This is a genomic window from Pseudoalteromonas sp. PAB 2.2, from assembly GCF_001938575.1.
Taxonomy (GTDB): Bacteria; Pseudomonadota; Gammaproteobacteria; order Enterobacterales; family Alteromonadaceae; genus Pseudoalteromonas; species Pseudoalteromonas lipolytica.
In genome coordinates, this window is record NZ_LYPI01000017.1 from 1 (window position 1) to 25289 (window position 25289).

Consider the following 25289-nt stretch of genomic DNA (forward strand, 5'->3'; position numbering starts at 1 on the left):
GTCAATGTGTAATGTGTTCGTTGCGGATAAAGCGGTAGGCACCTTCCATATCGGCGGGGGATTGAGTGATGTTCACAAGTGGTTTTCCTGGTTCATTTGCAAGAGTTGATGCTAACCTTACCAGACGCGCAGTTCTTCGTGGATCACCTAAGTCCGATTTACCGAATTGTTGTGTTGCCCAATGAGTATGTTCGTTAATCATGATGTGTCTCCAAACAAGATTTGAAGATCTGATCATGACGTTGAGATTTAGTTCAAAAAAATCCCTGCTAATTTCTCAGCAGGGATTTGTGTATAAGAGACAGCCTTATGGCGCCTTTTTTGTCGTTTAAAAATACCAATGGTTTACATCTCAGCGCAGGCAAAGTTCATCAATTAAGTAATCAAGGCTCTGAAGCGCTTCATTTTATTGTCACTTCAACACCCCCAGTCACGGTGATAGAGTCGAAGTGTCGCTCAGATGAGGCTTGTGCTGTTACTTAGCCTTGATGGGCCAAGATTGCGCGCTTTCTTTATACCAAAGTGCATTAGTGAATGCTGCATTCATGGCTAAAGCCATTCCTACCTCGATTTGGAATCGTGTAGGAGGCGTTTTAACGCTGAATAGCAACTTCTTCATGGCTAAAGCCATTCCTACCTTGATTTGAAATCGTGCCAAGTGTAGGAGGCGTTTTAACGCTGAATAGCAACTTCTACGTGGCTCACGCCATTCCTACCACGATATGAAATCGTGCCAAGTGTAGGAGGCGTTTTAACGCCGAATAGCAACTTCTTCGTGACTAAAACCATTCTGGCCGCGATTTGAAATCGTGCCGAGTGTAGGAGGCGTTTTAACGCCGAATAGCAACTTATTCATGGCTACTAAAGCCATTCCTACCTAGATTTGAAATCGTGCAGAGTGTAGGAGGCGTTTTAACGCCGAATAGCAACTTCTTCATGGCTCACGCCATTCCTACCTCGATTTGAAATCGTGCCGAGTGTAGGAGGCGTTTTAACGCCGAATAGCAACTTCTTCATGGCTAAAGCCATTCCTACCTCGATATGAAGTCGTGCCGAGTATAGGAGGCGTTTTAACGCCGAATAGCAACTTCTTCGTGACTAAAACCATTCTGGCCGCGATTTGAAATCGTGCCGAGTGTAGGAGGCGTTTTAACGCCGAATAGCAACTTCTTCATGGCTAAAGCCATTCCTACCTCGATATGAAATCGTGCCGAGTGTAGGAGGCGTTTTAACGCCGAATAGCAACTTCTACGTGGCTCACGCCATTCCTATCTCGATTTGAAATCGTGCCAAGTGTAGGAGGCGTTTTAACGCCGAATAGCAACTTCTTCATGGCTAAAGCCATTCTGACCCCGATTTGAAATCGTGCCGAGTGTAGGAGGCGTTTTAACGCCGAATTAAGCGTAAAGCGTTAAGGTAAATCAACAACTCAGCAATTTCTGTGTTACGGATGATTGCGGGTTTTGGAAAATCGTTTCGGTTTGGCCGTATTCGACAATCTCGCCGTGATCAAGCACCACAAGTTGATCGCTAATATGGCGCACTAAACTTAAATGATGAGTGATCAGGACATAGCTAAGGCCCGTTTCTTTTTGTAAACGTAGTAATAAGTTTACCGTTTGAGCACGCACAGAGGGGTCTAGCGACGATAAAGCCTCATCAAGCACCACAACCTTAGGATCTAGAATTAAAGCGCGTGCAAGCGCTATACGTTGCAATTGACCACTACTGAACATATGCGGGTAATAATGACGATGGTCTAACAAGAGCCCGACTTTTGCTAACGTTTGTTTAATTTTCTCTTCGCGAGCGGCTTTGTCTAGATCAGTATTATATTGTAAGCAGTCGTTTAGCATGTCACCAATAGTGAGGCCGGGGTTGAGTGAGGCTTCAGAATCTTGGAATATAAGGCGAATATGACGACAGTCATTATCGCGAAGCCCATCATTTTCAATGATATTACCATCGAGTAAAATTTGCCCTTTATCTGCGTTGTCTGCACCTGCTAATAGTTTTGCAAGGGTGCTTTTACCTGAGCCTGTTTCACCAATAATGGCGATAGTTTCTCCTTGGCCTAAACAAAATGAAATGTCTTTCAGCACCGTAAAACGCTTGCGTGAAAAGAGTCCTGCACGCAAATTAAAACTTTTCGATAGGGCTTGCACTTTTAGCAGAGGTTGCATTATTTCATCGCCTTAATTAATGGGAAGTGACACGCATAACTATGACCATGATGTTTCGTCAATTTAGGCGTTACCACACACGCTTTTTGTGCTTGTGGGCAACGGGGGCCAAGTCGGCAACCTATCGGCAAATGTTGCAAGGTTGGAATCGTGCCTTTGAGCGCATAAAAGGGCTCTTTATGTGCCAAACCTTGCTCGTAGTCAGGTAAGCTCTTTAATAATGCTTGTGTATAAGGGTGGTGTGGCTGACTAAATATGCGGCTTGTAGGGCCTGCTTCAACCATTTGTCCGCAGTATAAAACATGCATCCCATGCGACCAGTCTATGATCTCTTCAAGCTCATGAGAGATCATTAAAATTGACATGTTTTTTAACAGGTTCAAACTTTTTAATAATCTAAAAACTTGTGCACGAGTCGTGCTCTCAAGGGCTGTGGTTGGTTCATCGGCGATAAGTAATTTAGGAGTACGAGCAATCGCCATCGCTATCATCACTTTTTGGCAGATACCTTCTGAAAGCTCATGAGGATAGCTGTCGAGCACTTTTTTGTGATCTTTAATTCCCACTTTATGAATAAGTGCTTTTACGCGGTCTTTACGTTGGCGATTTCGTTTTAAGAAAAAGCCACTGGTTGCTTCAACGGGTAAGGTTTCGGCAATTTGATCAAATATTTTTGCTGTGGGGTCCAAACAGCGGCTTGGATCTTGGTAAATCATAGCAATATCTTGACCAACTAATTTACGGCGTTGCTCATTGGATAGACGCATTAAGTCAACACCGCGCCAGTGCATTCTGTCAGCAGTGATATGCCAGCGCTTATTCAACACCCCAACAATGGCTTTCGCAATTAAGCTTTTGCCAGAGCCTGACTCACCAACCAGCGCATGAACCTCACCTTCTTTAAGGGTTAGGCTCACTTTATCAACCGCACGAATTACCGTATCAGAGGTGCGTAACTCTATCGTGAGATTGCGAATATCGAGTAATTGCATAACTAGTCGGCCTTACGTTCTTTGAGCACTTGGCGTAAACCATCACCCACCAAATTGGTAGACAGCACAGCTAAAAATAATAATACGCCGGGTAAACCCACAGTCCAAGGGGCAAGGTAAATTAAACCAAGGTTTTCGGCCAAAATCGCCCCCCATTCAGTGGTTGGCGGCTGTGCACCGAGCTTTAAAAAGCCCAGTGCTGAGATATCTAATATTGCTGTAGAAAGTGCCATTGTGAATATAACCACAATATGTTCGTAGATATTCGGGAAAATTCCTCGGGCTAATATGTGCCAGTTAGACGCACCATCTAGTTTAAAGGCGGTGATATAATCTTTATTGAGCTCTTCAACAATCAGGTTTCGAACAGAGTGAATAAACTGTGGCAGTAGAGCAAGGATAATTGCCCACACGGTGTTCATTAAGCCAGGACCAAGAATCGCGATAATAATTATGGCTAAAAGTAACGAGGGAATCGACAAGGTAATGTCGAGTAAGTGATTTAAAAAGCTTGAACGAATACCACGACTAATGCCCGCAAAAGTGCCTACCAAAACCCCAATAACCGTGGTGATAAGGGCTGCTACAACAGATAAGCCAAATGTGTAAGTTGCGCCATTCATTAATCGCGACAACACATCGCGACCTAAATCATCGGTGCCTAATAGAAACCGAACATCACCGGCATCATGCCATGACGGCGGCAATAATAACGCATCGCTGTGCTGCTGGTTTACGCCATAAGGGGCAAGTAAAGGGGCTGATGCAGCCAGTAAAGCAAAGGCAATAAATAACCATAAGCCAACAAGTGCAGGGTGGTTGGTTTTAAATTTACGCCAAAATCGCGCTAACGGCGATTTATTCGACTCTTCAGAGAATAAATTAAACTTTGCCATGAGCTTGGTTCCGCGAGAGTGGGTCGAATAGAGTGTAAGTGAGCTCTGCGACAATCGTTGCTAAAATTACGAACATAGACACAGCCAATAAGCCGCCTTGAATAGCGGGGTAATCGCGTTGATAAATACTGTCAATTAACCATCGGCCTATGCCAGGCCATGAGAAAATGACCTCGGTGATCATCGCAAGGGTGATCAGCGTACTAAATTGTAAGCCGATTTGCTTTATCACAGGCAATAACGCATTTCTAAGGGCATGATGAATAATGAGCTGGGCGCGGTTTAACCCTTTAGCGCGTGCTGTTTTAATGTAACTTTGATCAAGCACTTTGAGCATTGAATCGCGCGTAAAGCGCACCAATACAGTTGTTGGGTACATAGCTAAAACGATAGTTGGCAATGTTAGGTGGTGCAATGCATCCACAAAAGCCATGCCATGATACGGAAAGTCTCCCGCAATGATATCTATCAAAATGAACCCTGTGACAGGTTCAATTTCGTAAAGTAGCCCCATACGGCCCGACATCGGAAACCAGCCTAACTGCAGTGAAAACACCATTATTAACAGCAGTGCTAACCAGAATACGGGCATTGAATAGCCAATGAGTGTGCCTGAGTTAATGAATTTATCGGGCCAACGTCTGTAATAAGCTGCGGCTAAAATACCGCTTGGCACGCCGACGACCACTGACACGATAAGCGCATAGGTACTCAGCTCGAGTGTGGCAGGAAATAGGTCAACAATATGCTGAAATACACTTTCACCAGAGGCGAACGATACCCCCCAATCTCCTTGGACAATGCGCTCTAAAAACGCGAAGTATTGCACGGCATAATTTTCAGTAAAGTGGAACTTTTCTTCAAGCACGCTGGTTTGCGAAAAAGTGCTGTTAGTAATACCACTTAAATTGGTTAAGGCATCACCGGGGAATAAATAGCTTAACGAAAAAGTAAAAATACTTAATGTCAGCATCATAAACATTAACAGCGCTAAGCGACGAAGAATATAATCAAGTATCATTATTCTTTCCTCGCGTTAGCCAGTGAAATACCGCCAAACGGGCTTAAACTTATCCCTTTCACATCGCTGCTAGATGCTTGAAAACGCATGCCGTGGGCAATTGGCAGGATCGGCAACTCTTGTACAATAATGCGCTGAGCTTGATTGTAAAATTGCTTCCGTTTTTCTAAATCGGTGGTGTCGAGCGCTTGAGTGAGTAATAAATCAAATTCAGGGTTACACCAGTTTGCCGGATTTTTACCACTAAAAGTTGCTGTGCAACTTAGCAATGGGCTCATAAAGTTGTCGGGATCGGGCGTATCGGCTGCCCAGCCGAGTAACACGCTATCGTGGCGGTGTTCACCAACGCGTTGTAAAAAGGTATTCCATTCGTATTCCACAATACTCACGTTAACCCCGATTTTGCGCAGATCACTTTGCATCAGCTCCGCCATTTTACGGGCATTCGGGTTGTAAATTCGGCTGACTGGCATGGCCCAGATATTCATATCAAAGCCATTTTTATAGCCGGCCTCTGCAAGCAGTGTTTTCGCAAGTTCAGGATTGAATTCAGGCATCGCTTTTTGTGCTTCAAAAGCCCAAGAGGCAGGGGGCAGTAACGATTGCGCTTTAATACCATTACCGTAGTAAACTGCTTGCATGATTTTGTCGACATCAATCGCGCTGGCCAGTGCTTGGCGCACACGAATATCATCAAACGGTGGACGCTCAGTATTAAATGCCCAATAACCAATATTAAGGTTTTGCTCTTTTTGAACGTTAATATCGTCTCGTTCAGCTAAAATACTTAATTGTGCGCTGCTAGGGTGAGCGGTTACATCGCATTCTTTGGTCAGCATTTTGGCGACACGGGTGGTGCCATTTGGCGTTATGTCGTAAACCAATTGCTCAAGCACCACAGGGTGTTTCCAATAATCAGGATTACGGTAATAGCGAATTAAGCGATCGCGACGGTATTCTCTGTACACATAAGGGCCCGTGCCAACGGGGTACTGGTCAAAGAGGTTTTCTTGCTTTCGCTCTTTTAATTGCATGGCGTATTCTTTTGATAGCACCACGGCAAAATCAGTTGCAAGATTCGCTAAAAAGCTGCTTTCAGCATTATAAAGTTCAAAGCGCACCTGGTAGTCAGAAACACGCACAATGCGGCGAATTAATTGATCAATACCGACACTTTGAAAATACGGGTAATTGGCATCACCCACAAAATGATAGGGATTGTATACATCAAATAAGCGGCTAAAGGTAAAAATGACGTCATCGGCATTAAAATCACGGCTCGGTGTAAAGTACTTGGTAGTATGAAACTTCACCCCTTTTCGTAAAGTAAAAGTGATGGACTTGCCGTCTGGACTGATTTTCCAATCGGTGGCAAGTTCCGCCTGAAATTCAGCAGACACAGGGTCGATACTCAATAGGCGGTCATAAAGCTGATTAGCAATAATATCAATGGTTGAGCCCGTGGTCGTTACTTGTGGATTAAACGACACCGGGTTAGCCTCAGCGCAATACACTAAGCCCTGATTTTTTTGTTCAGTGGTTTTTTCTTCGCTATCTAGGCAGCCTACTAAGCATACCAAAGACAAAGCAAGTAACGGTTTATACACCTGATTAGCCTCTAACTATTGCTGCTGGTCTAATAAATTGTATTTTTTCAAATAGCCACGTAATTGATGATACGTTAATTCGAGCTGTTCTGCAGTTTTCTTTTGATTAAATTGACTGTGTTCCAATGCTTTTTTTATGACATCAATTTCAAAGTCATTGGAAAGTTGTTTCAAGTTACAAGGAAACTGAATTTCAGGTTTGCTTAGTGATACTGACTCTTGCGCCTGTGAAGGGGGTGTAACCGCATGTTCTATATGTGCAATTGGTGCACTGTTACTACTGCCTTTAATACGTTGCTTAGGTCTGAATTTGCTGGCAAATGGATCTAAAATAATCTGGTGAACGGGAATATGTTCATTGCCGTGACGATACAAACTTCGTTCAACAACATTTTTTAACTCACGAATATTACCCGGCCAGTCGTATGACTGCAGTGTTTCGGTAGCGCTGCGAGTAAAGCCACTAAAGAGCTCCCACTCAAGATCACGCGCCATATTAATCGCAAACTGTTCTGCAAGTAACATAATATCTTCTTGGCGTTCACGAAGCGGGGGCAGGGTAATAACATCAAAAGCGAGACGATCAAGTAGGTCGCTTCTAAACTCACCTTGCTCTGCAAGACTTGGTAGGTCTTCATTTGTTGCGCACACAAGGCGAGTATCTACTTTAACGGTTTGCTTACCGCCGACACGCTCAAACTCACCATATTCAATAACGCGTAACAGTTTTTCTTGCACCATCGCTGAGGTGTTGGCTAATTCATCTAAAAACAGCGTGCCACTGTTGGCGCGTTCAAAGCGACCTTCATGGCGTTTACTTGCTCCGGTAAAAGCCCCGCTTTCATGGCCAAATAATTCACTTTCGAGTAGGTTCTCGTTAAGCGCAGCACAGTTGAGCTTGATATAGTTCTGTTCCCAGCGTTTCGATAAAAAATGTAAACGCGCTGCAATCAGTTCTTTACCTGTACCGCGTTCACCAATAATAAGCACTGGTTTATCTAAACTAGCCAGCTGTGATACTTGATCCAGCACGCTTAAAAAGCTGTCAGATTGGCCGAGTAAATTATCCTGTTGGCGAAATTGGCTCATATTCCCTAACTCTTAGTCATTTTTACTAAGATCTAGTGTATTTCATTATCTGAGAGAACTAAAGAAATTTATAAATTTAGTTTAACTGTTTGAATATATTAAGTTATTCTAGCTTTATAAAAGTTGGCAAGCATATTGATACTAGATATACCAACTGATTAAGTTAAAACACCAAAGAGGTAAATGTTATGGGAATTTTTTCACGTTTTGCAGACATCGTTAATTCTAATATCAATGCCATCTTAGATAAAGCAGAAGACCCAGAAAAAATGGTTCGTCTGATCATCCAAGAGATGGAAGATACATTAGTAGAAGTACGCTCTACGTCAGCAAAAACACTTGCTGAGAAAAAAGAATTAGTACGTCGCGTTGATACATTAAAAGTACAAGTTGCTGATTGGCAAGAAAAAGCGGAGTTAGCACTAAGCAAAGACCGTGATGACTTAGCGCGTGCAGCCCTGATTGAAAAGCAAAAGTCTGCGGATGCTGTGGCTGCCGTTGAGTCTGAGCTTGAGCATGTTGAATCTCATATTGCAAAGCTTCAGCAAGAAGTAAGCACGTTACAAGAGAAGCTGGCTGATGCTAAATCACGTCAAAAAGCGATTATCTTACGTCAACGTTCTGCTGAGTCACGTTTAGAAGTTAAAAAAGCGCTTGATAGCTCAAAAGTGGAAGATGCGCTAAACCGCTTCGAACGTTACGAAAACAAGATCGATGGTCTAGAATCTCAAATAGAGTCTTATGATCTTGGTAAAAAATCATTAGCTGACGAAATTGCGGGTCTACAGCAAGACGAAAAGATTGATGATGAGCTTGCTGAGCTTAAGAAAAAACTGGCAGATAAAAAATAAAAAATGGGGGCAAGTCCCCCAATGCTTACACACATAACGGATTGACAGGAGAGAATCATGTTCGACGCAGAAGTTTTGATGGCACCCATTATTGTATTTATGGTGGTTGTTGCCCCACTTTGGCTTATTTTACACTACCGTAGTAAAAAGCAAGTGAGTCAAGGTTTAAGTGAACACGAACATCGCCAGCTGTTAGAGCTTGCACAAAAAGCAGACAAAATGGCAGAGCGAGTTGAAACATTAGAAGCCTTACTTGATCAAGAGGCTCCACAGTGGAGACGTAAAGTATGAGTACCAAACGCGAATTATTCAGAGACGCAGAGCGCGGTAAAATAGCCGGTGTGTGCGCGGGTATCAGCGACTACTTTAATATGGAGCTTTGGCTCGTACGTATTCTTGTCGTCACCGCAGTGTTGTTATCGGGTGGGCCATTTATTGTTGTTGCTTACATTGCTGCGTGGTTTATTTTAGATAAGAAACCATCAGAGAAAACAATGAAAACTGGCGACAGTATTCACCAAGACCCGCTTGAAGTGAAATTTAAAGTATGGCAAAAAGGGGAACCACCTCGCCGTGCACTGCAAGATTTAAAAGAGCGTCTTGCGCGAGTTGATGGTCGTTTACAAGAGATGGAACGCTATGTCACCTCAACAGAATTTACGGTTAGCCGTGAAATTAACAAACTTTAAAGGATTTTAAAGCACCTTGTTTGCAATGTGAAACCAAGCGCAAATAGGGTGCTAGACACTGTATGAGCCAATCATTTGCAAAGAACACCTTTAATAAATTAAAAAACAAAGCCGAAAAAGCGCTGCATCGTGGTTTAGATCAACACGTGAAACTTGCTGTAACAGGATTAAGTGGCAGTGGTAAAACGGCGTTTATAACCGCACTTGTTAAGCATTTAACCAGTCAAGCTGATGATAAAAACCTACCATTTTTTAATGTAATGCGTGAAAAACGCCATATTGCAACCAAAGTGGTGCCTCAGCAAGCTCTCACCATTCCAACGTTTGAATATAATCAGGCTTTGTCATCATTATTGCCCCTGGAAGGTGAACCGGCATGGCCAGCATCAACTGAGCGTATCAACACACTGCGACTGGCAATCAAGTATCAAAGTAATGCCGGGCTTCGTGGTCATTTTGCACCGCAATCCACTTTGTATTTAGACATCATTGATTACCCAGGTGAATGGTTACTCGACTTGCCAATGCTTGAGCAGTCATTTGCTGATTGGTGTGAGTTACAATATTCATTGCTTATGCAAACGGCGCGCAATGAAAAAGCTCAGCCATTTTTATCTGCACTTGCAGAGCTCGATTTATCGTCCAGTGTTGATGAAAGTTTACTTGCTGAGGTGGCAGCACTGTACCAGCAGTTACTCGTCAGTTTAAAGCAAGATACCAAACTTGCCATGTTACAACCCGGGCGTATGTTGATGCCGGGTGAACTTAAAGGTGCCCCCTTACTGCAGTTTTTCCCGGTCGCAAACGTACCAGAGGAAATTGCTGAAGGGTCAAATTTAGCGCACCTTAAAAAGCGCTATAAGGCCTACGTAAAAGAAGTTGTGAAGCCATTTTATGAGCAACATTTTCGCCATTTTGACCGACAAATTGTGCTGGTGGATGTCTTGAGTGCATTGAACGAAGGGGCCGAAACGTTACATGAGCAAAGTCGTGTAATAAACCAATTGCTTGCACATTTTAATTACGGTGAAGCCAGTTTCTTTAAACGTTTGTTTAAACCTAACATCGACAAGCTGTTGTTTGCTGCAAATAAATCAGACCATATTAGCGCGCAGTATCATAAAGATTTAGCATTATTGCTTGATTCAATCGTGCATGATCAAAGCAACCATTTAAAGTTTGAAGGCGTACAAATTGAAACCATGGCTATGTCGTCAATTTGTGCGACAGAGCCGCGCCAAGTTGTAGAAAAAGGCCAGCAATTAGCCTGTATTTACGGTAAACCATTGGGCGAGCATGAGTGGGTCACTTATTTACCCCCCCAGCCACCCTCACGACTATTGAATAAACACGAGTGGCCAGCACAAGGCTTTGAGTTTTTGTCGTTTTCGCCATTACCATGCCCTGATAAACGGTTAAAGCATATTCGTTTAGATCATGTCATGCAGTATCTGATAGGAGATAAACTAACATGAGTAAACAGCCGAACGAGGTTGATTTTCAAGCTGGGCGCCGTATTGCGAGCTCGGCTGCAAATGAAGCACCGACTGAGGAGCTTACAGCTGCAAAGGTAATTGAAAATGCAGAGTTTATTGAAAACGATGACGAATTAACTGACGACATAGAACTGGCACCGGTATACAGAAAGTCAAAATGGCAAACATTAAAAAGCCTTTTTGTTGTGAGCTTTTTAGTCTTGGTCTTGCTTGAATTTGGTATGTCGCTGTATGTGGCGTTTCAGCAATCGATTATTGTCGGTTCAGTGTATTTAACAGCGGTACTAAGTGGCGTGCTCTTGATTAGCCGTGTTATTTGGCGTGAGTATCGCATGCTGCGTAGCTTAAAGCGCAATCAGCTACATCGTACAGAGGCTGATCGATTACTTAATAGTGAGCAAGTAGGTGAAGCGCTGCCTTGGCTTGAAAAACTCAATAAACATCAAGCACTCACAGGCTTTGATGACTTTAAAACACAAATAGCCAGTCATCATACCGACAAAGAAATCATGACGTTATATGCAGACAGCTTATTAGTCAGCCAAGATCAGCAAGCAAAGAAACTGATTAATCGGTTTGCCACAGAATCGGGCTTATTGGTGGCATTAAGCCCACTTGCACTGGTTGATATGATGGCGGTACTTTGGCGTGGCACTAAATTAATTGAGCAAATTGGTCGTATTTATGGCATTGGTTTTGGTTATGCAAGTCGCATAAAATTGTACCGCTTGTTGATCAAACAAGTGCTTTTTGTAGGCAGTGCTGAACTGGTGTCCGATCTGGCTGCAACGGCACTCAGTGCAGAGCTGTTGGGTAAATTGTCGGGCCGTGCCGCGCAAGGGCTTAGCGCCGGTATTTTTACTGCTCGCATTGGCTATAAAGCCATGGAGTTAAGTAGGCCATTGCCACGTTTAGAGCACAAACGTAGCTTATTAAAAGAAACGGCTAATAGTATTGCGCGAAAAATAGCCTCGCGCAGCAGCGATAAAGACACCGAAAAGACTCAATGACAACATTTGTGTACAGTTAATAAAAACGGTTGAGTGATATTTAGCCATCTGAGCATCCGGCATGCTTGTGGTTAGGCTGTATGTGCGTTTTATTTATGAGTATGAAGTACTGATAATAAAAACGAGAACAGACAATGACTAAGCATCACTTACATACACAATGTATCCATGGTCCAGAAAAGCCAAATGATCCTCACGGCGCACTGAGTGCGCCACTTTATCAAACCTCAACATTTGCGTTCACGAGTGCAGCACAAGGGGCTGCACGTTTTGCTGGTGAAGAGCAGGGGTTTATTTACACTCGCTTAGGTAACCCAACCACGCAAGAGTTAGAGCAAAAAGTTGCACAACTTGAAAATTGTGAAGCGGCTGCAGCAACAGCAACGGGAATGGGCGCAGTATCAGCCTCAGTACTGAGCTTTTTACAGCATGGTGACCATCTTGTGGCATCAAATGCACTCTACGGTTGTACTTTTGCTTTTTTTGCTCACATGCTGCCTCGCTTCGGTATAGAAGTCAGTTTTGTTGATATGAGCGATGAAGCCGCGTTACGTGCTGCTGTTAAACCAAACAGTAAAATGATTTTTGCTGAGACGCCGATAAACCCAACCATGACTGTGCTTGATTTAAGCTTAATTGCAGAAGTCGCGAAGCAACATAAGTTGCTCAGTGTTATTGATAATACTTTTTTAACGCCTTTACTTCAGCAACCCACTTCATATGGCATCGATATTGTTATTCACAGTGCGACTAAATATTTGAACGGACATGGCGATGTGGTTGCTGGGATTGTGTGTGGTTCTAATGAGCACATTAATTTAATAAAAATGACCGTGCTTAAAGATATTGGCGCAACGATTAGTCCACATGATGCCTGGTTAATAAACAGAGGGTTAAAAACGCTTGCAGTACGAATGGAGCGCCATTGTGCGAGTGCCCAAGTGGTTGCTGAGTTTTTAGAGCAGCACCCGTTGGTGAGCAAGGTTTATTATCCTGGCCTTAAATCACATCAAGGTCATAAGTTTATTGGTACACAAATGAAAGCAGCGGGTGGTGTGATCGCGTTCGAAATTAAAGGCACCCTAGAACAAGGTGAAACCTTCATTAATAATACCCAGCTTTGTACGTTAGCAGTGAGTTTAGGTGACGCTGAAACCCTCATTCAGCATCCCGCGTCTATGACTCACTCTCCCTATACACCAGAAGAACGGGCTGCGGCTGGCATTAGTGATGGATTAATTCGCTTATCAGTCGGTTTAGAGGATGTTAACGACATAATTAACGATCTTAAAACTGCATTTACATCTATTGGGTAGGGTGTGCATTTAAGTTTACACTGAAATGGTGTTTTATCCCTTATTTTACGGTTTGTGTAAACATTTAGATCTTTTGGTGTAATTTTTTATTTACAGTAGGGGTGTTTCTGCAAACAGTAGAAACACCCAAAACTATTAAAATCTCGCTTACTTTTACATAGTATCGACTTAACAAGTTAAAGTGATTCTTATCGTGCTGATCAAGATTTAACGAAGAAGGTTATTATGGCTAAAGCAAGTAATTACACCTCCAAGCAACCCGATGAAAATGGGGTGATCCATTGGAGCGAAGACGAAAACAAAATATGGTCTGAGCTGGTTGCTCGCCAACTCGCTTGCATTGAAGGCAAAGCCTGCAATGAATACCTTGAGGGTTTAAAAAAAATAAACCTTCCTTCAGATCGTATTCCCCAATTAAGTGAATTAAACGAAGTGCTGGAAAAAACCACTGGCTGGCAAGTTGCGCCTGTGCCTGCGTTAATTGATTTTGACGAGTTTTTCCGTTTGTTAGCTAATAAGCAATTCCCCGTGGCCACGTTTATTCGCACCCGTGAAGAGTTTGACTACTTACAAGAGCCAGATATTTTCCACGAAATTTTTGGTCACTGTGCAATGTTAACAAACCCTGCATTTGCTGAGTTTACGCATAAATACGGTCAATTAGGGTATGCAGCAGAGAAAAAAGATCGCGTGTATCTGGCACGTTTATATTGGTTTACTGTTGAGTTTGGTTTAATGCAAACAGACCAAGGCTTGCGTATTTATGGTGGCGGTATTTTATCAAGCCCAGGTGAAACGCAATACGTGTACTCTGATAAACCAGAAATCAATGCAATGAATGTACTGGATGTGCTTCGCACACCGTACCGTATTGATATAATGCAGCCTGTGTACTACACCATTAATTCGATTAATGACTTATTTGATATCTCACAAATGGATATCATGTCATTGGTAAGTAAAGCAAAAGAATTAGGGCTTCATGAGCCAAAGTTTCCACCTAAAGAAAAATTAGCAAGTTAAGGATTTATAATGTCTTCATTAAGCACACAAAAGTGTGAAGCGTGTCGTGCTGATGCGCCGAAAGTATCTGATGCTGAGTTAGCAGAATTAATTAAAATGATCCCTGATTGGGTACCAGAAGTGCGCGACGGCATTATGCAATTAGAGCGTGTGTATAAGTTTAAAAACTTTAAACAAGCACTTGAATTTACAAACAAAGTAGGTGATATGGCTGAAGAAGAAGGCCATCACCCAGGTTTACTTACAGAGTGGGGCAAAGTGACTGTTACGTGGTGGAGCCACTCAATTAAAGGCTTACATAAAAACGATTTTATTTGTGCTGCAAAAACTGACGATGTCTTTGCTGCATTATAAAACGCAATAAGTTCTGCCCAGAAGGCGTGACCCAAGGTCGCGCCTTTTTATTTTTGTTAAAAAGAAAAAGCCTATATAGTGTATTTGCGTTATGAAACAACACGGTAGAAAACAATGAAGAATAAAAGCCTAATCATAGCCTCATTACTTATTTTATTGCCGCTAATCGACAGCCTTTTTGTACCTCCTGTATTTGGCATTCAATGGCATAGCCCAAAAATGATGTATCAAATAGGCGTTGCGTTACTCATTATTAAGCTGTTTATGGTCATAACGGGCATTTATTTATTACTCAAAAATAACAGGTGTGACACAGGCAGAGCAGCGTTAGATACTCAACCAACCGCTAGACGACACCTTTTATTATTCATTGTCGCAGGGCTTCAACTTGTGGTTATGGTGAGTCTGTGTTTTTGGTACCTTGTTGCAGGGACACAGGCAAAGTATTTTAAGCAGCAACAGCATATTAGTGTATTTACAGCCGATTATGGCGTTTTTACAGATGTTTACCATCATATTTCATATATTTGCTATGACCGTTATGGTTTTTATCGCCAGATCCCGGTTGCTTCATTACCGTGGGCAGGTGAATTTAGTTTTAAAGTTCATCAAGATAGTTTACAGATCTATCAAAAAAGTAATGTCGATGAGCAAACTAAACAGATTTCCTTAGAGGGGTTTAATTGTTTATAAAACTGGAATAATTAGGACGATTTTTACTTACATATCAGATATTTCTTAAATTCCCCCCTATTTCCCCTCATAACATATCATTCTCACTGTTGTTTCCTATACTTAATGAGATTTTTAGTAAGGAAGCCATCACGCATAGGGTACTGCAATTAAACAGAGAGAACATTATGTTTACGAAGTTCAGGTTAAATACACAGCTGTATCTTGCATTTGGCGCAATGATTGTTCTGCTAGGAGTAGTCAGTATAGTTGCCTTGTTAGCGCTTAACTCAGGCTATGATAATTTTGTTGATTATCGCGTAAATGCACGCGATAGCAATATCACGGGACGAGTCCAATCAAACGTATTAACTTTACGCTTAAATGCACTCAAATATTTGAAAGATCAAGAACCTCAAGCCATTTCCGATTTTAACGAGCGTCATAATTTACTCAGTGAATTAATCACTCAGAGCAAAAAACAGTTTACTGATGCCGAGAAAGTAAAAGCAATGACAGCGATAGAAAAAGGAGCAAGTAATTATAAGAATGGTTTTGAAGACATCGTTAAGTTAGTAGAAAAACGCAATGATGTAGTCGAAAATAAGCTCGATGGAAACGGGCCGTTTATGCGTGAGGCCTTAACAGAAATTATGCTGCTGAGTAAAAACAAAGAAAACAGCGCAGCATTATTTTTAAGTGCACAATTGCAAGAGTCGTTATTACTTGGGCGATTGTATGCTGCAAAGTTTTTAGTCAGCAACTCGCTGGCTGATTTTGACAGAACAATGAAAGAATTTAAGAGCGTTCAAGCTAAAACTCAGCAATTGTCAGCGGGCCTTTTTGATGCAAAAGAGCAGACATTATTGTCTGATTTCAAAACCAGAACGAATGACTATATTACAGGGCTTGAGCTAGTAAAGTCCTTGATTACAGAGCGTAATAATATAATTAGCGGGACACTTGATAAAGTAGGCCCGCAAATAGCTGAGGAAATTGAACGTATTAAACTCGCCAGCCAAAACCGCCAAGATGAAATTGGTCCCATGATACAAGCCAGCAGTGAAAATGCGATTACCACCATTTTAGTCTTTGCCATCATAATTATTACTGTGGGCATTTTCTTAAGTATCTTTATCTCGCGTTTAATAAAAGCGCCTATTGGCGGGGAGCCGAGCGAAATAGCGACCATTGTGCAATCGATAGCTGAAGGTGATTTAACATATCGTTTTAGTCAGAACGGCAACGAAACGGGCATATATTTAGCAATGCGCGAAATGGTGTCAAAGCTTAACGAAATGCTGACTCAGATCAGTGAATCTACCACGCAAGTTTCGCGCACATCACAAGATTTAACAACGATAACGGCGAGTTCTAAAACAGGTGCAGAGCATCAATCTGACCAATTAACACAAACAGCCACTGCAATGCATGAAATGTCAGCAACCATTAATGAGATTACGCAAAGTGCACAAATGGCTGCTGATGCAGCAACAAAAGCCGATAATGAAGTACTGACGGGCACGCAAGTAGTTTCACAAACGCATCTCGCAATGGGCGAGTTGGTTGAGACCATGATGAACGTGAGCAAAACGATTGAAAACTTAGAAGCAGAAACTGAGTCAGTGGGCTCCATTTTAGATGTGATAAGAGGTATTGCTGACCAAACTAACTTATTAGCATTAAATGCGGCCATCGAAGCTGCCAGAGCTGGAGAGCAAGGACGCGGTTTTGCAGTAGTTGCAGATGAAGTGCGCTCTTTAGCAAGTCGGACACAACAAAGTACTGAAGAAATTCAAGTGATGATTTCTAATTTACAGAATGAAGCGAAGCGCTCAGTCGATTCGATGAAAATGAATATGCAAAATGTGGAGCAAACCGCAGAGAAAACTGAGCAAACCGGTGAAGTCCTCGAGCAAATTTCACAATCGGTGGGCACAATTAAAGATATGAATGTACAAATTGCCAGTGCGTCTGAAGAACAAAATGTCGTGAGTATGCAAATAAGTGAAAGTGTTCAACATGTTAACGAAAAAGCACATGAAACGATGGATGGTGCAGAGCGCGCAGCAGCGATTGCTGATGGCTTAGCGCAAACAGCGCTTGAGCTAGACCAAATTGTGAAGCAATTTAAAGTCAGTTAAAAACCTAGGAGTATAAAGCCAGTGACACTGGCTTTATACTTTACTCATTTTTCATTCGGGCTTTATTTGTACATCAACCTTTTGGCCTGTTTGCAACTGTTCAGCCCCCCTTATTGCCACTTTATCGCCCGCACTAAGAGACGCAGGAGTGAGGGGACTTACCTCAACAAGCTGACCCTTGCCACTGCCAACGATAACGGGAATTTGTGCTGCTGTACTGGCGTTATCAATCTTTACGATATGCGTGCCATTTTTACGTAAAATGAGGGCATCTCGGTTCACTAATAACACATCGCCTTTACTTGTTAATGGAACAGTAACATCGACAAGTTGACCTATCGCCCATACTTGCTCTTGAGATACGTGCAATGCGGCACGTACTTCGACTGTTTGTGAACGCGGGTCTGTGGATGGGATCACTGCTGTAACTTTAGCGGTTGTTGTTTCAGGTGCTGATAAATCGCCTGCTTTGACCGGCAGTGCAATGTCTTTATGTAAAAACTTAAGGTATTTAACAGGGACATATAAACGCACTTCTAAATGAGTGATATCGAGTAAGGTGACTAATTCATCGGCGCGGTTTATTTCACGTCCAGCACGTTTATAGCGCTCGCTGATAACACCTGAAAAGGGGGCGCTGATGGTCGCACGGGATAGTTTATCGTCGATTACCTTTAACTCTACCTCAGCAAGGGCAATATCAGACAAAGCGAGGTCGTGTTTATTTTGCATTCCATCAACTTGGCTTGCCGCTGCACTGCTCGCTTTTGCGAGTTTTTGTAAACGGGCTAACTCTTGCTCGTATAAACGCAGGTTTATTTTTGCACGGTTAAGCATTTCTTGCTGACGGGCTTTTTCAAGTTCCAGTGGTAAAGTGTCCATGCGTACTAGCGTATCACCTTGCTTGACTAAAGTGCCGGGCTCTACCACATAGAGTAAGCGTCCACTAATTCCTGCGGTAAGCGTGACATCGTCTTTGCCGTATAAAGTGCCACTTACTTCAATTTCACTGGTTAGCTGTGCTTTACTCACTGTATCGACCGTGACAGGAACGACCGCGAAAGCATGAAAGGCGAAGGCACATAATACCGCGGTTACAATACGTATATTTTTTATCATCGTTTTATCACTCATTGATTCGATACCAAGCTTAAAGGCGTTTTTTCGGGTTGTTGATTATTGTTTATTGGTGGTAATTGCCTGCCAAGCTGCAATAAACTCGGCATTAAAATAAGCGTAAATAGCGCGCTAATAGCCATGCCGCCTACAATGACGGTCGCAAGACCGCGATAAATCTCTGAGCCAACACCGGGCATTAACATCAGCGGTAACATGCCAAATAAACTCGTTAAGGTACTTAAATAAACGGGGCGTGCTCTAAGTAGCACAGCTTGGCGAACTGCAGCCTCTCGGTTAAGCCCTGCAGACATCGCAACACGCGTTTGATCGACCAATAAAATTGCATTATTGACCACTAATCCCAGCAAAATGATAAAGCCAATCATGGTCAATAAATCGAGTGATTGGAAAGTGAATAAATTCAGCACAAATAAGGCCAGTACCCCGCCAGCTATCGCCAGTGGCATAACTAACAGTACCAAGAGACTGTCTTTTGCAGATTTAAATAATGCTGTCATCAGCAGGAATAAAATAAACAGGGCTAGTAAAAAGTTGAGAGTCATCTCTTGCATAGCTGAATTCATTTTTTGTGCGTTGCCAGCCAAAATCGCGCCAGCACTTTCGGGTAAGCTGGCACGTACTTTTGGCATAACGTGTTCGGCTAAAATAGCTTGTGCTTGTTGCAAACTCATATCGGCAGGTGGTGTGACGACAATACTCACTGTGCGACGTCCGTTAACACGGCGTAATTGTGTAGGGCCAACAGTGCGTTTAATTTGGGCAAGCTCGCCCAGAGTTTGAATGCCCGAGAGCGGTGTAACAATGGGCAAGGCTTTTAGTTCTTCAGGGGTTTGCCATGGAGTGCCTCGCAAAATTACATTCATGCGCTCGTTGCCGTCAAAGTATTCGTTAACAAATAAGCCGCCTGTATAAGCCTGTACCGCTTGTGAAACATCACGGCGAGTTAGCCCTGCTTGAGTAATACGGCGGTCGTTAGGTGTAAGCCTGAGCTCTGGTTCGGCCATATCTAAACGCGGTTGTGGTCTTGCTGTGGCATTTGGCATTGCTTCTGTGACTGCTTGCAAGGCGACATTAGCACCTGAAATCAGGTCATCCATGTTCGGACCGGTTAGATCAATATTGATATCTCGGCCATCTCCCCCATTCGCGACTTGGATCATAGAACCTCGAAAGAAGAATACCTGCGTGTCGGGTAAGTCGATGAAAATTTCTTCTCGAGCAACTTTCATCAATTCTTCAACGCGTTGTGGATCAGCCGAATAAATAAATCCGCCAGCGTTGGAACCAAATGCATAAAAGTTAAAGTCTTTTATTCCTGGCTCTTTCTCGCCTGTGTAGTAAGGCATTAAGCGTTTTTTGATACGCATTAATAACTCTTCTTCCATAAATTGCACATTGCCACCCGGTGGGGTATTCAAGTTAAAGAAAAAGCCATCAGTTGGCGCTCTGGGCATAAAGTCAGTTTTTGGCAGCATAGTCATGGTGGCAATTAATGAGCCACCTAATAACGAGGCAATCCAGAGCAGTTGCTTAGTGCGGGTGTTAGTGAGTGCCATGATAAAGTTAGTTAGTTTTTGCCAATAAGCACGATAAGGATCGGGTTTTAGTTCAGTGTCAGGCCAAACATGGTTCGCTAATGGAATGAGTGTAATGGCACAGACCATTGAGGCAATGACCGCAATAGAGAGGGTGAGTGCTAGGTCTGAAAACAGCTGACCTTCAATGCCTGCCATAAAGAGAATAGGGAGAAAAATAGCAACGCTGGTGGTGGTTGACGCAAATAAGGCACCGGTGACTTGCGCTGCTCCTTTTAATGCCGCTTTTTTAGTATCAAAGCCTTCGCTTCTGAGTCGGGCTATATTTTCTTGGACTATGATAGCAGCATCTAAAACTAAGCCGACAGCAAAGGCTAGGCCGGCAAGGGAAATAACATTTAAGCTGCGTTCAAAAATATTAAGGGCTAAAAACGCCACCATCAACGACACCGGGATTGTAGCGGCAATCACAAACGTGGCTTTTAACCCGCGGAAAAACAACCATAAGATCAAGCATGATAAAAGTACACCTAATCCTAAGTTACTTTTCACTAATGATAAGGCGTTACGAATATGCACTGAGGCATCAAAGCTTAACTCAATCGATAAGCCATTTTCAGCAAGAGGGCCTTCGTTTAGCTCTTTAATCGCTAAATTTATGTCATCAAGAAGTGCGACAGTATTGGCTTCGTTGGCGCGCGAAATTCGAATGTAATACGCCGGTTTACCATTTCGGCCACTCATGCCTAAACGGTCAGAAAAAGTGCGTTCTACGCGTGCAATATCGCCAAGGTAAATTGGCCTGTCGCCAGAATAACCAACGCGCATTTGTGCCATGCTCGACAAATCATACTGACCCGTAAAGCGCACGGTATATTGACGGCGTCCGACATTAGCAAGGCCTCCTGAGGTATCGCGTGAACTGGCTAATACGTTACTTATTTGGTCAAGGCTTACGCCAAGGGCAGCGGCTTTGTGAGGATCAAAGGTGATGCGCAACTCTTTTGGTCGTTCACTGGCTAAATCAACGCGGGCAACACCGGGAATACGGGCTAAACGTGGCTCAACAAATTCGTCGATTTGTTTTTGAAACTGTGCCATATCAAGATCTAAGCTATCGGCGTTGTAGTGCGTCGGAGTCACTAATAAAGTGGCAGCGGCTTCGCCATTATTGCCGCCTGCAAATACCACAGGGTCGAATGCATCTAAGGGCAGTGGCGGTGCTTGGTTTAGACTTGTGAGTACATCGAGCATGGCTTGCTGCATATTTTGCCCGACTGCAAAAGTAAGGGTGATAGAGCCATTACCTCGGTTGATATTGGTATTCACCTCTAAAGCGCCTGGCGTGTTTTTTACTGCGTTTTCGAGCGGCTCAATAATCACGGATTCTATTTCTTCTGGTGCGGCTTGGCGCCAACCTGAAAAAATAGTGATTTGCGGTTGTTCAATATCGGGTGTAAGTTGAATTGGCAGCTTGAAAATACTCAACATGCCAAACAGCATAATCAGTACTAAGATGACAATAACACTCGCTGGGTTCTTCAGTGAACTGCGCGTCAAATTCATTGTGTGTGCTCCAAAATCAATTTGTGTGCATTGTAATGCGACGTAAAAAAAGTGCCAGTAAGTTTAATGGGATGTATGTCAAAGTAGACGCTGGGTTGCTGTATATACGCGATAAAGTGTGTTTTTGAAATAAGATGTAACAATTTAATAAAGTTGATGAAAATTAACAGGTATAAAAAAAGCGCTATTCCTCATTAAGGAAAGCGCTTTTTAGTCATAACAGACTGTGTAAAATCACTGATTACTCATCAATCGAGCGAAGTAGTGCATTAATGCCTACTTTTTCGCGCGTTTGTTGATCTACTTTTTTTACGATGATGGCAGCGTATAGGCTGTGCGAACCATCTTTAGAAGGCAGTGAACCCGGTACAACAACGGCACCCGCTGGTACGCGGCCGTAGTGAACCTCGCCGGTTTCACGGTCATAAATGCGCGTACTTTGGCTGATGTATACACCCATTGAAATAACGGCGCCTTCTTCAACGACAACGCCTTCAACAATTTCAGAGCGTGCACCAATAAAGCAGTTATCTTCGATAATGGTTGGGTTTGCTTGAAGTGGCTCAAGTACACCACCAATGCCTACGCCCCCTGATAAATGAACGTTTTTACCAATTTGTGCGCACGAGCCAACGGTTGCCCAAGTATCGACCATGGTGCCCTCGTCAACGTAAGCACCAATGTTGACGTAAGAAGGCATAAGCACCACGTTTTTACCAACAAAGCTGCCTTTGCGCGCCACAGCGTTAGGGACTACGCGCATGCCGCCTTGTTGGAATTGCTCTGGCGTATAGTCGCTAAATTTTAGTGGTACTTTATCGTAGAATTGATTAACACCATCGTTCATTGGTTGGTTATCACGAATACGGAATGACAGCAGTACTGCTTTTTTCAACCATTGATGAACAACCCACTCACCACTGATTTTTTCAGCAACACGAGCCGCGCCGCTATCAAGCAGTTCAAGCGCATCAATAATGGCCTGTTTTACTTCGCTTGATACTGTGCTTGGGCTGATACTATCGCGGTTTTCCCAGGCGTTTTCGATCATGGTTTTTAAATCTGACATAAGATCCTCTTATTCGGTTTCTGCGTTGAGTTTTTTACGCAATGCTTGATGAATTTTTGCTTGTTCTTCGTCTGTTAATGCTTGGTATTCATTATTCGATACCACGAAGAAATCTTCTGCGCGTTCGCCCACTGTGGTGATCCGTGCAGCATGAATATGCAGTAAATGTGCTTGGAATACTTCGGCTATTTTGGTGAGTAAGCCCGGAATATCCACTGCTTGAATTTCAATTAGACTGCGGTCTTTTCGTGCATGCGGTCTAAGCACAATTTTTGGTTTAATATTAAAGTCTTTAAAGCGCTGCGAACGATTCTTTTTAAAGCGAATTTTCTTTTTAGGATCATTAATAGCGAGATCCAATGCACGCTTAATCGACTGTGCACGACCACTGGCAATAGGGTCGCCATTCACTTCTAAAATAACAAAGCTAAACAGCACATAACCGTCTTTGGTCGTTAACACTTGCGCATGTTGGATCTGTGCTTTTTTAGAGCCTATAACACTCACAAGGCGTGCAAATAAGCCACCAGAATAGGGGCTGTAAGCAAATACCTGTGTGCCACCATGCATTGCTGTGTCAGACACCATGACACTGGGTTGGCTTAAGTCTGCACTGTTTAACAGGTGCTCTGTGTGCCATGAAATCTGCTGCTCGCTAAAAGCGGTAAAATAATTAGCTTTAAAGCGACTCCAAATTAAATCAATCTGATCCTCGTTACAGCCAAGATTAAGCAAGCGCTGTTTTGCTTGGCGCTTTTTGTCTCGAATTTGATCTCGTTGGTCCATTGGATTTTCAAGCCCCAAGCGCAGTGCGCGCTGGGTGTGTAAATAAAGCTCTCGCAGTAGGGTGTTTTTCCAATCATTCCACAAGTTATCATTTGTAGCACGGATATCAGCCAGTGTTAAACAATATAAATAATCGAGCTGGCGTTCATTTTTCACCTTGCTGGCAAAGTCTTTAATTACATCAGGGTCGTTAATGTCTTTGCGTTGCGCGGTGACCGACATAAGTAAGTGATTGCCAACCAACCACGCAATAAGTTTACCATCTGATGCAGGAAAACGGTGCAGTTTGGCAAACGCTAAGGCATCGACCGAGCCAAGCTCTGAGTGATCGCCACCACGTCCTTTGGCAATATCGTGAAAAATACCGGCTAAATATAACAGTTCAGGTTTATCCATGCGGGTGACGATTTCACTGCACAGAGGAAACTCACTGACTCGAGACTTATCAAAATATTTGTAAATATTATTAATAAGCTTATGCGTGTGCTCATCCACAGTGTAGGCGTGGAATAGGTCAAATTGCATTTGTCCGAATATATTTCGCCACTGCGGTAAGTAAGCCGCAATAATGCCGTGTTTGTGCATGAGCGTGAATGCTCGGCCCATGCCATTAGGGTGTTTAATTAACCGTAAGAATGCTTCACGACACGCAGCGTAATCTTGTAAATCACCTAATAAACGGCGACGTACTTGGCGCATTGTACGAATCGTGCTTGGGTAAATATGCGTAATTTCGGGGTTGTCGGCAATGTGCTCAAACAACACAAAGAGTTGGTCGCGACGGAAAAATACAGAAGGGTTTTTAACCCGAATCTGATGACCAATACGCTCAAAGTTCCGGTCAAGCTCTACAACGGGTAACTCGCCTGCACCTGGCAAAATGCTTTGCTCAAAGTAAGACAGCAACATTTGGTTAAGCTCTCGTACACGGCTCATAATGCGAAATAAACGTTTCATCATGCGCTCGACCGACGCTTTACCGTCGCTACCAAAACCTAAAATTTCGGCAGCATGAGGCTGGTGATCAAACAATAAACGGTTTTCAGAACGTCCCGCAGCGATGTGCAAGGCAAAGCGGATATTCCACAGGTTTTCTAAACACTCTGAGAGTTCTTGGTATTCTTCATGAGTGAGGTAACCATGATTAATGAGTTCTTGTAATGTTTCAGCCCTAAAGTGCTTTTTTGCGACCCAAATAATGGTTTGTAAATCGCGCAAGCCACCTGGGTTTTCTTTAATATTAGGCTCAAGATTATAGGCGGTTCCATGGCATTTTTTATGGCGTAATTGTTGTTCTTGTACTTTTGCCAAAAAGAATTCATCAGAGCGCCAAATTGGCGTGTCGATTAAGTGCATTTTGAGTTTTTCAAACTCAATGTGATTGCCAAATATTAAACGGCTTTCGAGTAAGCTGGTGGCAAAAGTAACGTCTTCACGTTTTTGCTCCAGTGCTTGTTCAATAGTGCGAACACTGTGACCAATTTCGAGATTGAGGTCCCATAGCATCGTCACGAACTGGCCAATTTTTTCGCATACAGCGTCACTTGGTTGTTCACTAACCAGCAGCATAAAGTCAATATCGGAGTAGGGGTGTAGCTCGCCACGCCCATAACCACCGACAGCAATAAGTGCTAAATCACTTTCGTGGGCAAGGTCAAAGTCGTGAAACAGTTTAATCAATAAGCGGTCAATAAACTCAGCGCGGGCATTGATTAAGTTGCTGACGGGTTGTTTAGAAAATTCGTTCTGTAGCCACTTATAAAAATAACCAGAACAGTCGCGATAATCGCTAAGTTGCTCAGCTTGGCTGAGCAACTTTTTTACTTTGTTGGGTAATGCCACAGGGGCTG

At 43.0% G+C, this 25289-nt stretch carries 20 protein-coding genes and 1 pseudogene; 10 read left to right on the forward strand and 11 right to left on the reverse strand.

The genetic code is table 11. From position 1 onward, the window contains the following. Window positions 1-10 precede the first annotated feature (10 nt). The 7 genes and pseudogenes from BWD47_RS15275 to pspF all read right to left on the reverse strand — a co-directional run. Window positions 11-202 (reverse strand): annotated as a pseudogene (locus BWD47_RS15275) (transposase); the annotation flags it as partial. Window positions 203-1421: 1219 nt separating this feature from the next. After that, window positions 1422-2183 (reverse strand): ATP-binding cassette domain-containing protein, encoded by a 762-nt coding sequence (locus BWD47_RS15280; protein WP_036969818.1) that lies wholly within the window; start codon window positions 2181-2183, stop codon window positions 1422-1424. Next, window positions 2183-3175, reverse strand: coding sequence for an oligopeptide/dipeptide ABC transporter ATP-binding protein (locus BWD47_RS15285; RefSeq protein WP_036969815.1), 993 nt, complete (start codon window positions 3173-3175; stop codon window positions 2183-2185). The genes BWD47_RS15280 and BWD47_RS15285 overlap by 1 nt, the downstream gene beginning before the upstream one ends. A gap of 2 nt (window positions 3176-3177) precedes the next feature. Further along, window positions 3178-4071 carry an ABC transporter permease subunit gene (locus BWD47_RS15290; protein WP_036969812.1) on the reverse strand — a complete coding sequence of 298 codons (894 nt, stop codon included), beginning with the start codon at window positions 4069-4071 and terminating at the stop codon, window positions 3178-3180. After that, complete coding sequence (locus BWD47_RS15295) at window positions 4058-5092, reverse strand: ABC transporter permease subunit (RefSeq protein ID WP_036969807.1); 1035 nt, start codon at window positions 5090-5092, stop codon at window positions 4058-4060. Before BWD47_RS15295 ends, BWD47_RS15290 begins: the two co-directional genes overlap by 14 nt. Then, a complete protein-coding gene (locus tag BWD47_RS15300; RefSeq protein WP_036969802.1) occupies window positions 5092-6699 on the reverse strand; it encodes an ABC transporter substrate-binding protein in 1608 nt (535 codons plus the stop codon). Before BWD47_RS15300 ends, BWD47_RS15295 begins: the two co-directional genes overlap by 1 nt. Window positions 6700-6714: 15 nt before the next feature. Continuing rightward, complete coding sequence (gene pspF, locus BWD47_RS15305; RefSeq protein WP_036969799.1) at window positions 6715-7788, reverse strand: phage shock protein operon transcriptional activator; 1074 nt, start codon at window positions 7786-7788, stop codon at window positions 6715-6717. Window positions 7789-7976: 188 nt separating this feature from the next. Between pspF and pspA the strand changes: the two genes are divergently transcribed. The 10 genes from pspA (at window position 7977) to BWD47_RS20145 (ending at window position 17343) form a co-directional block, all read left to right on the forward strand. Continuing rightward, the gene (gene pspA, locus BWD47_RS15310; RefSeq protein WP_036969796.1) at window positions 7977-8639 is read left to right on the forward strand and encodes a phage shock protein PspA; all 663 of its coding nucleotides are present in this window, start codon (window positions 7977-7979) and stop codon (window positions 8637-8639) included. A 57-nt stretch (window positions 8640-8696) separates the two neighbouring features. Further along, window positions 8697-8930 (forward strand): envelope stress response membrane protein PspB, encoded by a 234-nt coding sequence (gene pspB, locus BWD47_RS15315; RefSeq protein WP_036969793.1) that lies wholly within the window; start codon window positions 8697-8699, stop codon window positions 8928-8930. Continuing rightward, a complete protein-coding gene (pspC, locus tag BWD47_RS15320; protein ID WP_036969787.1) occupies window positions 8927-9328 on the forward strand; it encodes an envelope stress response membrane protein PspC in 402 nt (133 codons plus the stop codon). The genes pspB and pspC overlap by 4 nt, the downstream gene beginning before the upstream one ends. Before the next feature lie 62 nt (window positions 9329-9390). Then, entirely contained in the window at window positions 9391-10803 is a 1413-nt protein-coding gene (locus BWD47_RS15325; protein WP_075594257.1) for a YcjX family protein, read from the forward strand. Continuing rightward, window positions 10800-11834, forward strand: coding sequence for a YcjF family protein (locus BWD47_RS15330; RefSeq protein ID WP_036969781.1), 1035 nt, complete (start codon window positions 10800-10802; stop codon window positions 11832-11834). The genes BWD47_RS15325 and BWD47_RS15330 overlap by 4 nt, the downstream gene beginning before the upstream one ends. 134 nt (window positions 11835-11968) lie before the next feature. After that, window positions 11969-13150, forward strand: a complete 1182-nt coding sequence (gene megL / locus BWD47_RS15335) for a methionine gamma-lyase (RefSeq protein ID WP_075594258.1) — start codon at window positions 11969-11971, stop codon at window positions 13148-13150. A gap of 225 nt (window positions 13151-13375) precedes the next feature. Next, window positions 13376-14173, forward strand: coding sequence for a phenylalanine 4-monooxygenase (gene phhA / locus BWD47_RS15340; RefSeq protein WP_036969774.1), 798 nt, complete (start codon window positions 13376-13378; stop codon window positions 14171-14173). 9 nt (window positions 14174-14182) lie between these two features. Continuing rightward, window positions 14183-14527 (forward strand): 4a-hydroxytetrahydrobiopterin dehydratase, encoded by a 345-nt coding sequence (locus tag BWD47_RS15345; protein WP_036969771.1) that lies wholly within the window; start codon window positions 14183-14185, stop codon window positions 14525-14527. A gap of 114 nt (window positions 14528-14641) precedes the next feature. Then, on the forward strand, window positions 14642-15220 hold the full coding sequence (locus tag BWD47_RS15350) for a hypothetical protein (RefSeq protein ID WP_075594259.1): 579 nt from the start codon (window positions 14642-14644) through the stop codon (window positions 15218-15220). A 167-nt stretch (window positions 15221-15387) separates the two neighbouring features. After that, window positions 15388-17343 (forward strand): methyl-accepting chemotaxis protein, encoded by a 1956-nt coding sequence (locus BWD47_RS20145; protein ID WP_036969765.1) that lies wholly within the window; start codon window positions 15388-15390, stop codon window positions 17341-17343. A gap of 51 nt (window positions 17344-17394) precedes the next feature. On the opposite strand, the gene BWD47_RS15360 is transcribed toward BWD47_RS20145, so the two are convergent. The 4 genes from BWD47_RS15360 to glnD form a co-directional block, all read right to left on the reverse strand. After that, window positions 17395-18477 (reverse strand): efflux RND transporter periplasmic adaptor subunit, encoded by a 1083-nt coding sequence (locus BWD47_RS15360; protein ID WP_254369126.1) that lies wholly within the window; start codon window positions 18475-18477, stop codon window positions 17395-17397. After that, window positions 18474-21584, reverse strand: coding sequence for an efflux RND transporter permease subunit (locus BWD47_RS15365; protein WP_036969762.1), 3111 nt, complete (start codon window positions 21582-21584; stop codon window positions 18474-18476). Before BWD47_RS15365 ends, BWD47_RS15360 begins: the two co-directional genes overlap by 4 nt. A gap of 241 nt (window positions 21585-21825) precedes the next feature. Beyond that, a complete protein-coding gene (gene dapD / locus BWD47_RS15370; protein ID WP_036969760.1) occupies window positions 21826-22653 on the reverse strand; it encodes a 2,3,4,5-tetrahydropyridine-2,6-dicarboxylate N-succinyltransferase in 828 nt (275 codons plus the stop codon). Between the two features lie 9 nt (window positions 22654-22662). Next, entirely contained in the window at window positions 22663-25281 is a 2619-nt protein-coding gene (gene glnD / locus BWD47_RS15375; RefSeq protein ID WP_036969758.1) for a [protein-PII] uridylyltransferase, read from the reverse strand. Window positions 25282-25289: the final 8 nt, after the last annotated feature.